The organism is Pedobacter sp. ok626, from assembly GCF_900100435.1.
In the GTDB taxonomy this organism is placed as follows: domain Bacteria; phylum Bacteroidota; class Bacteroidia; order Sphingobacteriales; family Sphingobacteriaceae; genus Pedobacter.
Genome location: NZ_FNEX01000003.1, coordinates 1 through 14584 on the forward strand (window position 1 = coordinate 1; position 14584 = coordinate 14584).

Annotated in this window: 11 protein-coding genes; 4 read left to right on the forward strand and 7 right to left on the reverse strand. The window is 42.0% G+C overall.

All coding sequences use genetic code 11. The annotated features are described in order from the left end of the window. Positions 1 to 156, forward strand: a 156-nt coding sequence (locus BLS35_RS04310; RefSeq protein ID WP_175459569.1) for a transposase, incomplete at its 5' end; no start/stop codon positions are given. A gap of 201 nt (positions 157 to 357) precedes the next feature. Here the strand turns inward: BLS35_RS04310 and BLS35_RS04315 are convergent. Beyond that, entirely contained in the window at positions 358 to 2913 is a 2556-nt protein-coding gene (locus BLS35_RS04315; RefSeq protein WP_090778182.1) for an adenosylcobalamin-dependent ribonucleoside-diphosphate reductase, read from the reverse strand. 338 nt (positions 2914 to 3251) lie between these two features. Here BLS35_RS04315 and BLS35_RS04320 point away from each other — a divergent pair, with 338 nt between their 5' ends. Further along, positions 3252 to 4826: a Na+/H+ antiporter gene (locus tag BLS35_RS04320; protein ID WP_090778184.1), complete on the forward strand. Its 1575-nt coding sequence runs from the start codon at positions 3252 to 3254 to the stop codon at positions 4824 to 4826. Between the two features lie 11 nt (positions 4827 to 4837). Here the strand turns inward: BLS35_RS04320 and BLS35_RS04325 are convergent, their stop codons facing one another. Then, the gene (locus tag BLS35_RS04325) at positions 4838 to 5278 is read right to left on the reverse strand and encodes an SRPBCC family protein (protein ID WP_090778186.1); all 441 of its coding nucleotides are present in this window, start codon (positions 5276 to 5278) and stop codon (positions 4838 to 4840) included. 207 nt (positions 5279 to 5485) lie between these two features. Between BLS35_RS04325 and BLS35_RS04330 the strand changes: the two genes are divergently transcribed. After that, positions 5486 to 5893 (forward strand): helix-turn-helix domain-containing protein, encoded by a 408-nt coding sequence (locus BLS35_RS04330; protein WP_090778188.1) that lies wholly within the window; start codon positions 5486 to 5488, stop codon positions 5891 to 5893. A gap of 64 nt (positions 5894 to 5957) precedes the next feature. Further along, the gene (locus BLS35_RS04335; protein ID WP_090778190.1) at positions 5958 to 6722 is read left to right on the forward strand and encodes an SDR family NAD(P)-dependent oxidoreductase; all 765 of its coding nucleotides are present in this window, start codon (positions 5958 to 5960) and stop codon (positions 6720 to 6722) included. Positions 6723 to 6796: 74 nt separating this feature from the next. On the opposite strand, the gene BLS35_RS04340 is transcribed toward BLS35_RS04335, so the two are convergent. The 5 genes from BLS35_RS04340 to BLS35_RS04360 are packed head-to-tail and all read right to left on the reverse strand — an operon-like array spanning position 6797 to position 14568. Next, positions 6797 to 9628 carry a DUF1080 domain-containing protein gene (locus BLS35_RS04340; RefSeq protein ID WP_254778669.1) on the reverse strand — a complete coding sequence of 944 codons (2832 nt, stop codon included), beginning with the start codon at positions 9626 to 9628 and terminating at the stop codon, positions 6797 to 6799. A gap of 36 nt (positions 9629 to 9664) precedes the next feature. After that, a complete protein-coding gene (locus BLS35_RS04345; protein ID WP_090778951.1) occupies positions 9665 to 10945 on the reverse strand; it encodes a Gfo/Idh/MocA family oxidoreductase in 1281 nt (426 codons plus the stop codon). Between the two features lie 19 nt (positions 10946 to 10964). Continuing rightward, positions 10965 to 12455 carry a PQQ-dependent sugar dehydrogenase gene (locus BLS35_RS04350; RefSeq protein WP_207909082.1) on the reverse strand — a complete coding sequence of 497 codons (1491 nt, stop codon included), beginning with the start codon at positions 12453 to 12455 and terminating at the stop codon, positions 10965 to 10967. A gap of 22 nt (positions 12456 to 12477) precedes the next feature. After that, the gene (locus BLS35_RS04355) at positions 12478 to 13548 is read right to left on the reverse strand and encodes a dihydrodipicolinate synthase family protein (RefSeq protein WP_090778194.1); all 1071 of its coding nucleotides are present in this window, start codon (positions 13546 to 13548) and stop codon (positions 12478 to 12480) included. A 3-nt stretch (positions 13549 to 13551) separates the two neighbouring features. Beyond that, complete coding sequence (locus tag BLS35_RS04360; protein ID WP_090778195.1) at positions 13552 to 14568, reverse strand: NAD-dependent epimerase/dehydratase family protein; 1017 nt, start codon at positions 14566 to 14568, stop codon at positions 13552 to 13554. Positions 14569 to 14584: the final 16 nt, after the last annotated feature.

The following is a 14584-nucleotide window of genomic DNA, read 5'->3' on the forward strand; positions in this document are numbered from 1 at the left end:
TATCGTAAACAACGCCCCGTCGATGTAGAACCCGTATTTGCACATATCAAAGCTAATCGTGGCTTCAAACGGTTTTTATTGAAAGGGATAAGCAAGGCTGAAGTAGAAGTCGGGTTGCTTTCCATCGCTCACAACTTAAAAAAATGGAAAGCGTAAAGCTTTTTGTATCGTTGTTTAATGCTAAAGTACACCGGGGAACATAGATGCATACACAAATCAACGTTCAACCAAAACTTGTAGCTTTGATCTGAAAAAAGTAGCTAATAACTCAAAAAATAACACAATAAAAAAACCGTCTCATAATTGACTTATGAGACGGCTACTTTTTTGTTCTATTGAGGAATTTATGTCCAGCGCTTAGCCACATTTTGACGACCCGCAATCCTTACACGTCAAACAACCCTCCTGGTAATGCAAATTCGTAGAATTACAGTTCTGACACTGTTGCTTATTTGCTGCGGTACCATCAGGAACATAGCGTTTTAATGCACGAGCCACCCCGTTCTTCCAGGTATTTATCGCTTCATCCAGCTGCAAGCTGTTGATCAGATCTACAACTTTTTCAATCGGCATGCTATGTCTTAAGGTACTTGAGATCAACTTCGCATAATTCCAATACTCAGGATTAAACTTGTAAGACAGCCCTTCAATCGTTGTCTTATGACCACGTTTGTTCTTGTATTGGAAGTCATATCTCGAGCTGCCGTCTGCTTCACGACTTTTGATGATTACGCCATCATTTACCCATCTAGGTAATAAAATACCGTCTTCATCATCCACAAAACCAGTGAAAATCTCATAAGGTTTTCCATCCATTAAGCCGATAAATGCAATCCACTTATCCTTACTGTTCTGAAAACGAACAACATCAGCTTCCAAAACTGCAGGCCTTGTTGTTGTAAACAGCTGTTGAGCTTCTGTGGCCGCTTCTTCAGCTTTAGGCGTCTCATTAGAAATAAGCACCCCAGAACGTGAACCATCTCTGTAGACAGTTACCCCTTTACAACCTGACTTCCAGGCTTCCATGTAAACTGCACCAACCAATTCCTCAGTTACATCAGATGGCATATTGATCGTTACGCTGATAGAATGATCAATCCATTTTTGAATCTCTCCTTGCATCTTAACCTTTTTCAAATAATCAACGTCATTTGAAGTAGATTTATAATATGGCGAAAGCTCTACAAGTTTATCTAATTCCTTTTGCGCATAGTTTTTGGTAAGATCATGACCATTCACTTCCATCCATTGCTTAAAACGAGGGTGGAAAACCACATACTCTTCCCATGAATCACCAACCTCATCTACGAAGTCCACACGCGCATCTTTGTCGTTCGGATTTACTTTCCTTCTTCTTTTGTATACCGGCATAAACACAGGCTCAATTCCAGAGCTGGTTTGCGACATCAAGCTGGTGGTACCAGTTGGAGCGATGGTCAATAAGGCAATATTACGTCTGCCGTACTCTAGCATGTCATTGTACAATCCAGGATCTGCAGTTTTTAAACGCTGTATAAATGGATTGTTCTTTTCTCTGTCTGCATCAAATATGGTGAAAGCACCTCTTTCCTTTGCAGTAATCACCGAAGAGCGGTAAGCTTCAATAGCGATAATTTTGTGGATCTCCACCGCAAAAGCAGTTCCTTCATCGCTACCATAACGTAAGCCCATTGCAGCAAGCATATCACCTTCAGCAGTAATACCAATACCTGTTCTTCTTCCTTCTTTAGCCTTGGTTTGAATATTTAACCAAAGATTCATCTCAGTACGCTTAATCTCTTCCCCTTCAGGATCTTCAGCAATCTTTTCCAGAATTGCATCTATCTTCTCCAACTCCAGATCAATGATATCGTCCATCATACGTTGTGCTGCATGGATGTGTTTCTTAAACAAATCAAAGTTAAAATAGGCCTCAGTGGTAAAAGGCTGCTCTACATAAGAGAAGAGGTTGATAGCCAATAAACGACAAGAATCATAGGGACATAGTGGAATTTCGCCACAAGGATTAGTAGAAACAGTTTTATAACCTAAGTCGGCATAACAATCAGGCACAGACTCTTTTATAATGGTATCCCAAAACAAAATACCTGGCTCTGCAGAGCGCCATGCATTGTGTACAATCTTATTCCACAATTGTGTTGGATCTATCGTTTTCTGATAAACAGGATTACTGCTGTTTATCGGATATTGTTGCTGATAAGATTCGCCATTGGCAACTGCATTCATAAACGCATCATCAATACGTACAGAAACATTTGCACCTGTCACTTTACCTTGCTCCATTTTGGCATCGATAAAATCTTCTGCATCTGGATGTTTAATCGCTACAGAAAGCATCAAGGCGCCTCGTCTGCCATCTTGTGCCACTTCACGCGTAGAATTGGAATAGCGTTCCATAAAAGGAACGATACCAGTTGAGGTTAATGCCGAATTCTTTACAGGAGATCCTTTAGGACGAATATGAGATAGGTCATGGCCCACTCCACCACGTCGTTTCATCAACTGCACCTGCTCCTGGTCAATTTTCATAATCCCACCATAAGAGTCAGAATCACCATCATTCCCGATCACAAAACAGTTGGAAAGTGAAGCGATTTGATAGGGATTGCCAATGCCAGTCATGGGACTACCCTGAGGAATAATATATTTAAAACTCCTGATCAACTCAAACACTTCAACTTCTGATAAAGGGTTTGGATATCTTTCCTCTATACGGGCTATCTCAGCGGCAATCCTACGGTGCATATCATCAGGCGTACCTTCATAAATGACACCTGCAGAATCCTTCAATGCATACTTATTTACCCATACGCGTGCAGCAAGATCATCGCCCTGAAAATAATCAAGAGATTTACGATAGGCTTCATCAGAAGTATAAGTGATTTGGGCTTGTTCCAGGGCTTCTGCTTTCATAATATATAGCGTTTTTTTAATTAAAGAATAGAACACAAAGATACTTATTTGAGAAGCTAACACAAGTGTAAAATATTTAGAGTTTCCAAAAAAAATTACAGAAATGATTGTTTTTCAATTATTTAACTTTTATATAATTACAAAAAGTTTACAAATTTTTGAAACACCATAAAACAAAATCCAACAATTCTAAACCTAATAGCCAAGCTTACAGCCCATTAACTTTTAAAAGCAGAAATCCGCTACATTACACATTCAATTGACAGCCATCAGCCAGGATAATTACCCTTGCAGTTCCAAAAAAATCAAACTAAATTGTAGTAAATAAATTTTTCTGGATGCTAGAGAACTTTCCCTTCTACCTGAGTTTGATTATAATTATCGTATTGCTGATCATGTTGGCGAACAAAATAAAAGTAGCCTATCCAGTATTATTAGTCATAGCAGGTCTACTGATTAGCTTTATTCCCGGGATACCAGCTATGCATATCGACCCAGATCTTATTTTTCTGATCTTTTTACCCCCATTATTATACGAAGCTGCATGGGGAATTTCCTGGAAAGAACTTTGGCGCTGGCGCCGCATCATTACCAGCTTTGCCTTTGTCGTAGTATTTCTTACAGCCATGTCGGTCGCTTTTGTAGCCAATCATTTTATTCCCGGATTTTCATTGGTATTGGGATTTTTATTGGGAGGCATTGTATCGCCACCAGACGCTGTAAGTGCAGGTGCAATATTAAAATTTGTAAAAGTTCCCAAAAGACTATCATCAATATTAGAGGGAGAAAGCCTATTAAACGACGCTTCCTCGCTGATCATCTTCCGTTTTGCGCTAATAGCGGTAGCAACTGGTCAGTTTGTTTGGTATGAAGCAGCCCTAAGCTTTAGTTGGATGCTGATTGGTGGTATATGTATTGGTTTGGCGATTGGCTGGATCTTCATGAAAGCACATAAACATCTGCCAACTGACACCAATATGGATATCATATTGACGATTGTAACCCCATACGTGATGTACATCTCCGCCGAGGAAGTGCACAGTTCTGGTGTGCTAGCAGTAGTAAGTGGAGGATTATTGCTATCCAACAAAAGACATCTCTTTTTAACTAGCGTTTCGCGACTACATGGGGTTAATGTCTGGGAAAGTATTTCCTTCGTATTGAATGGATTGGTATTTATGCTTATCGGCTTAGTCCTTCCCGAAGTCACTGCAGGACTAGAAGGTGTTAACCTGTCATCGGCAATTGGCTACGGAGTCTTAATTACTGCCGTATTGATCGTTGGCCGAATCGTATCGGCTTATGGCGCTGTATTCGTCACATTGATTGCGCGCAACTTCATTACTGTCGCAGACACAAGAAATCCTGGCTACAAAGTCCCCCTTATCATTGGTTGGACCGGTATGCGTGGTGTGGTATCCCTTGCTGCCGCATTATCCATTCCACTGCAGCTGCCAGATGGTTCAGCATTTCCACAGCGAAACCTGATCCTTTTTATCACCTTCATTGTTATTCTGTTGACCTTATTGGTTCAAGGACTAACCCTCCCTTATTTGATCAAGAAAATACCAATCCCTAATTTAGACGAAACCTTATCTGAAGAGGAAGTTTATCATACGATCAGCAAACAATTGGCTCAGCACGCTTTAACACATTTAAAAACCAATTACAGCAAGCAGTTAAACAATCAGCCGGCACTACAGCAAATGGCTCGTAAATGGGAGCAAAATGCAACCATCACAGAAGATGAATTTATGGCTGAAGAATGTAAATTCGTTTATATTGATATTCTAAACCAACAAAGGCAATGGCTGCTTCAAAAGAACAATGACGAACAGACGCTCAATGAAGAAATCATTAGAAAACATTTGAGATACCTGGATATGGAAGAGGAAAAACTAAGTTTTCTATAAATCCATTAAAATCAGCTCTTTTCAGCCAATTCCTTTACTTTAGCCAAAGCCAGTGGCCAGGTGTCTTCCATGTATTGCGCGTACTTCTCGTTCATATCCATATTGACTATCCAAAGGGTTTTACCATCAACTTCCTTTAGGGTATAATTCTCCAATGCCTCGCCCCATTCCTCACCTTGATAAGTTGTAGGATCTTCCACACCGTTTTTTAATTCCCCCAGATGTTTAATCGAAAGGAACTTCCCCGGAATACTCTCTACAATTTTTGAGACCATTCCGTTTCCTTTTCCATCCCCAAACAAAGCTTTGCTTCCTTTTTTCCAGTCGGTCTCCACAGTAGATCCCTCCGCGAATGGAGCTGTCCATAGGCTATAAGTATCTTTTCCTATAATGATCTCCCAAACCCTTTCTGGACTTGCATCAATTGTAATGCTGAATTCTAATTTTTTCATGATGATTTGTTTTATGAAACTGTTTAAGCTATGTAAAGCTAGCCTTTATAGACTAAAGCAAGGCTGTGCGAAAGCGACATTAAACAGGGCCTATTGCGACACCTGTGGTCGGCACTCCATGAGGGAAGCCCTAACAAATTCATCGAATAACTGTTTTGGACACATATGTGTGAATGTGTTATCTTTGTGCAAACAATCGTTGCAGACATGAAAGTTCCTCAAAAATTCCTAGCCCGACAGCATGAAATCACTGCTGATTTTTTGAAGGAATTAGATAAACATCTCGATGATGTCGTATCTGGAAGAGTTAGCGAGATGTTTGAGGTCAGAGATTTTGCAGAATTGATCCATGTCCACCCTACCCATTTAAGCAACACAATCAAATCGGCTACAGGGCATTCACCCTGCTATTTCTTTGAAGAACGTTTGATAGAGATTTCAAAATCCATGCTACAGCAGTTGAATGTCCCAATTTCGGAGATTGCCAGAACGCTAACCTATGATCCATCGAACTTCACCAAGTTCTTTAAGCATTTTTCCGGGCAGACACCAAAACAGTATCGCGAAGCTTATTTCCAATCTTTGTCGCGTAGTAAGGAAGAAGCCAGCGCATAATACTTAAACACTCACCATTTTTTAAAACGTTTTCCGTCTAGCTTTGTCTATCAATAAAAAGACAATGGAAATAAAAAATAAAATTGCCCTAATAACAGGCGGTAGTCGCGGCTTAGGTAAAAACGCAGCGCTAAAAATCGCAGCTAAAGGAATTAATATTATCTTAACCTATCAATCGCAAAAAGAAGAAGCAGAAAATACTGTTGAAGAAATCAAAAAGCTAGGTGTCAATGCAGCAGCTTTACAGCTAAACGTTGCTGACACCAAAAGCTTTGATTCTTTCTTTACAGAAATTGAATCCGTTCTTCAATCAGTTTTCAAAACGGATAAATTTGATTTCTTAATTAACAATGCAGGTATAGGTGTGCATGCATCTTTTGCTGAAACTACCGAGGATCAATTTGACAACCTGGTTGATATTCACTTTAAAGGCGCATTCTTTTTAACACAAAAAGCTTTACCATTACTAAATGATGGCAGTGGAATTATCAATGTTTCTTCGGGCTTAGCGCGTTTCGCTACACCTGGTTATGCTGCATATGCTGCAATGAAAGGCGCCATGGAAACCTTAACCAGATATCAAGCTAAAGAATTGGGACCAAGAGGGATAAGATCCAATATCATAGCTCCTGGAGCCATCGAGACTGATTTTGGTAATGGTTTGGTGCGCGACAACGAACAACTCAACACCGCAATTGCTTCCCAAACAGCGCTAGGCAGAGTTGGTCTGCCGGATGATATCGGTGGTGTAGTTGCCTTTTTGTGCACTGAAGATGCTAGATGGATTACTGCTCAACGTATTGAAATATCAGGCGGAATGTTTCTATAAACAATAATCCCCTCAAGAACTGATTTCTATGAGGGGATTACCATAAAGCCTTTCTATCTAAAGCGATAGGAATATCACTTCTTTTTGCTCAGGTCTTTGATCCTAATGTTTTTAAACTGTACTTCGGAACCATGACCAAGAAAACCAATATGACCGGTTTCACGCAATAATCCCGGATGGTTCTTTCCGTCTGCAGCACCGTTCTTTCTTGCATCTGTAATATCGGCATCCAGAATTACCGTACCATTTAAGATCACTTTAATTTTGGGACCTATGGCAACAACTTCTTCATAATTCCATTCACCTACCGGTTTTAAAAAACCTCTTTTTGCTGGTATAGTGCCATAAACGGAGCCGTGATACTGATAGACATGAAGGTCTTTATAGATCGGAGCCTCATTGTCAAGGATCTGCAACTCCATGCCTTCATAAGCCGCATCCCCCGCTAAAGGCGCCCTGATCCCTAAGCCGTTGTTTGCTCCAGGTGTCAATTGAAATTCAAACCGGAAAACAAAATCACTGAACTCTTCTTTAGTATATAAATTACCTCCAGAACCTTTTCCTGGTTTTGGACGAATAGCAATATTGCCATCTTCAATCGTATAATCTACCGTATTACCTGTCCAGTTGTGCATATTGGTACCGTCAAACAGGACTTTAAAACCTTCCTTTTTTTCTGCTGCACTTAACACAAATGGTTTTGCACGTGGAATTTCCCGACCGTATCCTTCAGCACTTTTCATTTCAGAAATATATCTGTTCATTCCCTCCTTTTGATATCCACTATCCGGACCGGTAATAACCGCTATAGTTTTTTGGAGCAGACCTTTAACCAGATCTCCACTGTATTCGCCCGCCATGGTAACTATCATTACAGCATTTGCTGCGGCCTGTTGTAATGCAGGGTCATTTAAATACTGACCGGCAAAAAGAATGGTGTTCAAACATTTGGCCTGCTCGGCAGCTTTTAGTATTTGTTGTTTTTGTTCATCGCTCTGCGCAACAGCCATTGCATTACGTAGCAATAATAAACGTTCTTCTGCAGGATAAGCCCCCCTAATAGCGAGACGAAGATATCCTTGAATCGCGGTGTTCAAGAACGCAGCATTTTTGGTTTCGCGCGCAATCTCAATAAGCTCAGGAGCCGCAGCATCATCATTCCATACCGACAAGGCTTCTAGCGCTGCAAGCTGTGTTTCCGAATTACCTCCATAATAGCGCTCAGTAACCGCTTTTAAAGCTTCATCACCACCCAAACTGGCTAGCACTTTATAAAAAAGCAATTTCTTGCTTTCCGGAACGGATCCCATTTGCTTCAGCACCGCATTTACTTGCGGTGTATGATCACCAGATCCACTCACTGCAGCAATAATAGCTTGCTGTACAGCAGTTTCTTTCGCTCCTGAACTTTCGTTAAGCAAACTAAACAATTGAGGTAGATCATCTTTAACAACCATCTGACTTAAAGCTGTATAAGCGGCTTGCTGCACTTCGGAATCTTTATTCTTTAGCTGGGCATAAACCGCATTTACTTGTTGGTTTGCAGCACGCGAGGCTAAAATATTGATCAAAGCAATTTGCACCTTAGGTTCTGCGGCAGGGATAGCTGCAGCCACTTGCGCTGTAATCCCAGTCCCTTCCATGCGATGAATTGCACTGGAAACCAATGAAATATCTGAGTCATCCCCTTTATTCATGAGCTTGAGCAGATCTCCCAGAACTTGCTCTTGTCCAAGGTTAACTGCAGCATTGATAGCCTCGAGCTTCAATTTACGATACTTACTTTTAGCGAGTTGAAGTATCGCAGGTAAAGTGTTCTTTGCGGTAGTTTGTCCCAGCATGTGGACAATATCTGCTTTGATATCCTCATCAACAGCACTTAATTTTTTAACCCATAGTGTGCTATTGGCGGATGTGATATAAGGTGCAGCCAATTGAAGGGCAGCCATTCGATACACTGTATGCTTATCCCCAGCGGCCTGAAGCAGGATTTGTTGATTATTTCCAGGACTGGCTTCAACCAGGACAGCCAAGGCAGCAGCGCGAACTTTAACTTGATTATCGGCTGCTGTTTTCAGCAATACTTGTTTGGCAATTTTTTCTGCGATGGTAGCATTGCCCGCTTTCAATAATTGACCGGCATAGATCAAGTAAGATTCCATGGCATTGGTATTTTCATACTGATAGCCAGTTTTCTCTGCAGCTGCAGAAAACAAAGCGTCCGATGAAGGTGCAGCGATATAAGCCAAGGCATAGAGTGCCGTTTTGCTTAGCTTAGGATCATTGCTGTTTGCAAGTAGCTCTTCAATAGGCTTTGCAGCTGCCTTAAAGCGGCTATCCCCAAGTGCTCCAATTATAGAGAGCTTTGCTGTGCCATTTGCCTGTGCTAATGCATGTAATAAGGCCGTTTTTGAGGCAGAGGTATTGATCTTCACCAAGGCTCTTGCCGCTGGATCCGCCAGATCATCATCTGTTAAAAGGCTTTGTAAACAAGAAACAGCATCATCACGACCAACCAGATCAAACTGACTGATGATAAATGATTTATTTTGTTTATCGCTTAACTTCTGTAAGGCTTTACAGTAGGCATTTACAGCCATTTTTCTCCAGTCTTCCTTTCCAGTCTGACTTACATAGGCAGAGAAGCCACCTATGGCGTATTCGATTAAAGCGTTATTTCCTTTTCCGGCAGGACTAAGCCCGCTGATCAAAGTTACATAACCATCTTCGCCAAGATTGGCGATATCAACCATATTGTTCTTCAACAGATCTGCATCTTTTGCGGGCATCTGCGCCATCAAATCGGCAATGCGGGTAGTCACAGTCCTTTCGTCTTTTTTTTCCTGTGCATAAGCTGCATTTTGCAGCATAGCTATAGCAAGCAGGATAAATAATATCTTTTTCATTATGAGGAGTATAATATATTAAGCTGAAGGATTCAATTAAATAAAAAAGGGCGCGCGCATAACAGGGTTTATTAACCGATTTGCGCCTTCATCATCAATAAATTCCTGCTTTACCGGATCGAACTTTAACGAACGACCCAATCTCAAAGCAGCTAGGCCAAGGTTAACAATGGTGCAAGAACGATGTCCATTTGCCTCATTTAAAGCAAACTTGCGCCTGGTCTTAACAGATTCCACAAAATCAGTCATTTGTGGTACAGGATCAGGGAAGGCTGCCAGCTTTCTTTCCAGATCCGGAATGTCTGATTTAAAGCCAGGATAAAGTTTCCCTTTAGGTCCCTCTATATAAGGAACATTGGTATCCCTCCCTTCACCATCCAATATAATCTGACAACCATCTGCATAGGTATAGGTTATCCTTCTCCAGGTTCCAACAGCATCTGTGTGTTGCTGAGGGGCATCAATCTCTACAGAAACAGGACTCGTATCATCCTTACCCAGAAAGTACTGGATTGGGTCGATATAATGTTGTCCCATATCACTTAAACCACCGCCATCGTAGTCCCAATACCCGCGGAAGGTCTGATGTACGCGATGAACATTATAAGGTTTATACGGCGCTGGGCCAAGCCAGGAATCGTAATCCAGTTCTGGTGGTACCGGCTGAGGCTCCAAATGATCTTTACCTACCCAATAAAATTTCCAGTCGTAGCCGGTGTGTTTACCAACAGTCACCTTCAAAGGCCAACCCAACAAACCGCTCTCAACAAGCTTCTTAATGGGCTTTACGGTGGTACCCATTCCATAAAAATTATCTTTAAATCGAAACCATGTATTTAACCTAAACATGCTGCCATGTTTCTGAACCGCTTCCATAACTCGCTTACCCTCACCTATACTATGAGTCATCGGTTTTTCGCACCAAATGTCTTTACCCGCATTTGCAGCTTCCACAGCCATAATTCCATGCCAGTGCGGCGGCGTTGCTATATGTACAATATCTACCTCAGGTAGTTTAATCAGTTCACGATAGTCACTAAAAGTCTTAACACCTTTATCTAACATGGATTTTCCCAGCTCAAGATGATTTTTGTCTACATCGCAAATCGCGACCACCTGCGTCCCATCATAGGGGAAATGGTTCCTACCCATCCCACCTACACCAATTACAGCCTTCGTCAGCTTATCACTCGGCGCAATAAACCCTGTCCCCCCAAGCACATGCCTGGGCACGATCGTAAATGCAGCCAGTCCTATAGCCGTTTTTTTAATAAAATCTCTTCGAGAGCTTTGGTTTTCTGGTTGTCTAGGTTTCATATATGTATGATTATATATCTTATTTCTTTTGAGCTTGTATATCTGCAACAGATACCGCATCTGCCTTTCCAAATTGCTTACGGACATAACTGAGCAGCTCGGCCAAATCCTGATCTTCGATAAAAGAAAACTTAGGCATTTGCTTCCGGCCATTCAACACGGTATGAATCAGCGGACCTTTAGGTCCCGAAACAATAGCCGCTTGATACAATGGCGGAAATATATTTTTGATACCCTTGCCATCCTCTTTATGACAGGATGCGCAGTAATTAGTAAAGAGCAGCGCCCCTTTATTCAAATCAGCAGGCTTTTTAACTACAGTAATCGCTGATTTCACATCGGCGCCAGCTTTTGTATCTTTCATACGATAGATCCTGATGATCCGGTCATCATTCTTTGCAGCCACTGCATTGGGATTCCAATCACGGTTACTAGTCGCGATATAAATGTCACCCGCTTGCGAAACACATACGGAGCGCAACCTGCCATAAACTTTTTCAAAGTAATTGACATCTTTAGTAATACCTGTCCCGGCAGCATTTAAAGCTAACGCACGCAGGCTATTTCCTTTTAAGGTGGTCAGCAAAAGCTGTCCTTTTAATTCAGGAATCTGATCGGAGTTGTAATAAGCCAATCCAGCCGGAGCTATGGTTGGTGTCCATGCCTTTAGCGGCTCCGTGATTACAGAATCTTTGGCAAAAAGCTTTTCTTTATCGGTATCCACATAGCCTTCAACAACTGGCCAGCCGTAATTTGCGCCTTTATGGATCAGGTTCAGTTCATCGTCTATTGCATCACCATGATCAGAACAATACAACTTACCATTTGCGTATACCAATCCTTGTGGATTGCGCAAGCCCCATGCCCATACCTGGCTCCCCTTAAATAGATTATCCGCTGGAATGCTGCCATCAAGATTGTAACGCAGGATCTTTCCATTAGGCGATTTGATATTTTGTGCATTATCATCCTGCGCACCATCTCCCGTCGAAATCATCACCTTTCCATCCGGGGTAATCACAATACGGGAGCCGAAATGCGAAGTCCAGGCCGGATATTCCAGAAAAACTACCGGATTAAACAGCGTATCTTTTAGTGCATTATAAGTGTAGCGTACCACTTTCGACACTCTATTCTTGTCTTTTGAGTAACCTGTATAATTTATAAAAACATAAGGATGCGCTTGCATATCGGGATGCAAGGTCATACCTAAGAGGCCAGAAGTACGGTCGCGAAAAACATCAGTAACCACCAATAACCGTTTAGTTTTACCATTCTCGGGATTGACCTTACTAATGGTCCCCGACTGCTCAGTATACCAGATCTGCTGATCCGGCCCCCATGCAATTTGCCAGGGCACATTTAAATGTGTAGCTACCGACTGTATCCCAACTATACTTGCCCCTATCCGAAACTGCTGTTCAGGTACATTATTCAATTTGGAAGAATTGCAATACATAAACAAGCCAACCAAAGGTAGTAAAGCAATTATTCTGATAAAACGTATCATATTTTCCTGATTTATAAGCTTACTAAGCAGTTATTGTTTTTGTAAGGAAAGACTTTACAAATTCGTCATCTACAAGTTCCGGATAAGCCTTACAAACCCTACTGATCTCTTCTGCCTGGCCGGCAGACAACTTCTCATTAGGATCAAGACACCAAATCCCTTCAAGCAAACCCTGCCTTCTTAATACTTCGTGGATGCCGGGGATACAACCATGAAAAGCATGTGATGGATCAAAAATAGCAGCATTCATATCTGTTACCGCTACACCTTTTGTCAACAAGGCCGCCACATCTTTATATCCTGCATTACGACAAGCTTTAACCTCTTCAAAAAGTCTTACCGCTGCCTGAGTCCATACAGCCCAATGTCCAAGTAAACCACCTTCAAATCTTTTGCTAACCTGCTGTCCATCTATCTCAAACTCATATTTGGTCAGCAGATCCGCAACAATATTATCGTCGTTACCCGTATAAAGCGTAATCTCCTCATTCCTTTTAGAATGACATACGGCCCTGACCATATCCAAAGTCTGATAGCGGTTGAAGGGTGCCGCTTTAATGGCCAAAACGTTCTCTATATCCGCAAACTGAAGCCAGAAATCATAAGAAAAAATCCGTCCACCCACACTAGGCTGCAGATAAAATCCAAATACAGGCATGATCTCGGCGATAGCCCGGGTGCGATCCAGGATCTCAGCCTCAGTTTTATCTTGCAAGCCACCCATACTAAGTAAGCCCATATCATAGCCATGACTCAAGGCAATTTTAGCTTCCTGAACCGCCTGAGCAGTATCACCACAAATACCGGCTACGCTAATAAAGCGATCCTGAATTCCCGACTTTGCTACTTCTTCTGCTGCGAGCGCCAATACGCTTTCATACAAGTTCACCTCAGGATCTCGGATAGCAAACTGAGTGCTATGTACACCTACTGCAACACCACCAGCTCCCGAAGCGAGGTAGTACTGCGTAAGCTGTCGCTGATGAGCTTCATCTAACTTACGGCTTGCATTAAGCGCTAGCGGATGCGCAGGAATAACTGTTCCTTGCTGCAATATCAATTTCTTTTGGGGAGATAATAATTTTGTAGACATCACTTAAAATTTACCTGTTCTTTCCTGAAAATGTGTTGGTTTATTTAATGCTTCACCACCTTCCTGCATCCAGGTTGCGGTGAGCTCAATAATTTCTCTTACAGTAACCTTAGGGTAACCAAACAAACGGTGACATTCGGATGCGTTGTTTAACAAAGCCGTACCAGCACTCTCATAAATAAAGTTTGGCTGTTTGTTAAAGATGGCGCCAAACTGTTCTGCAACCCATCTGGTCGACAATGTTTCTGGCCCCGTAACGTTTAGCATTTTTGCCGGTGCTGTACAATGCAACAAGGAACGGATGGCAACTTCATTTGCATCACCTTGCCAGATGACGTTCACATTTTCCGTACGCAGATCGATCGCTTTACCACTCAATACTGATTTCGCGATCTCTACCAATACGCCATAACGGAAATCAACCGCATAGTTTAATCTGTAAATGAGCATTGGCGTGTTGTTCTTCTGAGAAAAGTACTCAAAAATCCTTTCTCTACCCAGGCAAGATTGTGCGTACTCACCTATTGGCTCTGGATTGGTTTCTTCAGATACGCCACCCGATGTAACTGGTACAAAAGGCAGTACATTTCCAGAAGAAAAAGCAACGATATTGGAGTCGCGGTATTTCTCTGCCACCCGACCCGGCAAATAAGCGTTCATTGCCCAGGTAAAAGCCTCTTTTCCGGTCGTACCAAACTTATGGCCCGCCAGATAAATCACATTCGCTGCATCAGGAAGCGCAGCCAACTCGGCTTCATTCAGCAAATCTGCAGCAATCGTTTCCACACCTGATGCTTCAAGCGCTGCACGTGATGCAGGGTCTGAAAAACGGGAAACGCCAATCACGCGCTGACCGCTTCCGGCAATATCAATGGCTTGCCGGGCCAAACGAGCCATCGAAGGTCCCATTTTACCCGCAACACCTAATAATAGGATATCGCCTTTAATACGGCTGACATCTTCAACCAAGGCCGATGAAGGTTTTAATATCTCTTGTTCTAACAGGGTTAAATTACTCATATCGTGTGTATTTATG

Excerpts from the sequence above, each read along its gene's own strand:
- BLS35_RS04335 (WP_090778190.1), top strand. The coding sequence starts at position 5,958 with ATGGAAATAAAAAATAAAATTGCCCTAATAACAGGCGGTAGTCGCGGC.
- BLS35_RS04345 (WP_090778951.1), bottom strand. The coding sequence starts at position 10,945 with ATGAAACCTAGACAACCAGAAAACCAAAGCTCTCGAAGAGATTTTATT.
- BLS35_RS04360 (WP_090778195.1), bottom strand. The coding sequence starts at position 14,568 with ATGAGTAATTTAACCCTGTTAGAACAAGAGATATTAAAACCTTCATCG.
- BLS35_RS04330 (WP_090778188.1), top strand. The coding sequence starts at position 5,486 with ATGAAAGTTCCTCAAAAATTCCTAGCCCGACAGCATGAAATCACTGCT.
- BLS35_RS04340 (WP_254778669.1), bottom strand. The coding sequence starts at position 9,628 with ATGAAAAAGATATTATTTATCCTGCTTGCTATAGCTATGCTGCAAAAT.
- BLS35_RS04350 (WP_207909082.1), bottom strand. The coding sequence starts at position 12,455 with ATGATACGTTTTATCAGAATAATTGCTTTACTACCTTTGGTTGGCTTG.
- BLS35_RS04355 (WP_090778194.1), bottom strand. The coding sequence starts at position 13,548 with ATGTCTACAAAATTATTATCTCCCCAAAAGAAATTGATATTGCAGCAA.
- BLS35_RS04320 (WP_090778184.1), top strand. The coding sequence starts at position 3,252 with ATGCTAGAGAACTTTCCCTTCTACCTGAGTTTGATTATAATTATCGTA.
- BLS35_RS04315 (WP_090778182.1), bottom strand. The coding sequence starts at position 2,913 with ATGAAAGCAGAAGCCCTGGAACAAGCCCAAATCACTTATACTTCTGAT.
- BLS35_RS04325 (WP_090778186.1), bottom strand. The coding sequence starts at position 5,278 with ATGAAAAAATTAGAATTCAGCATTACAATTGATGCAAGTCCAGAAAGG.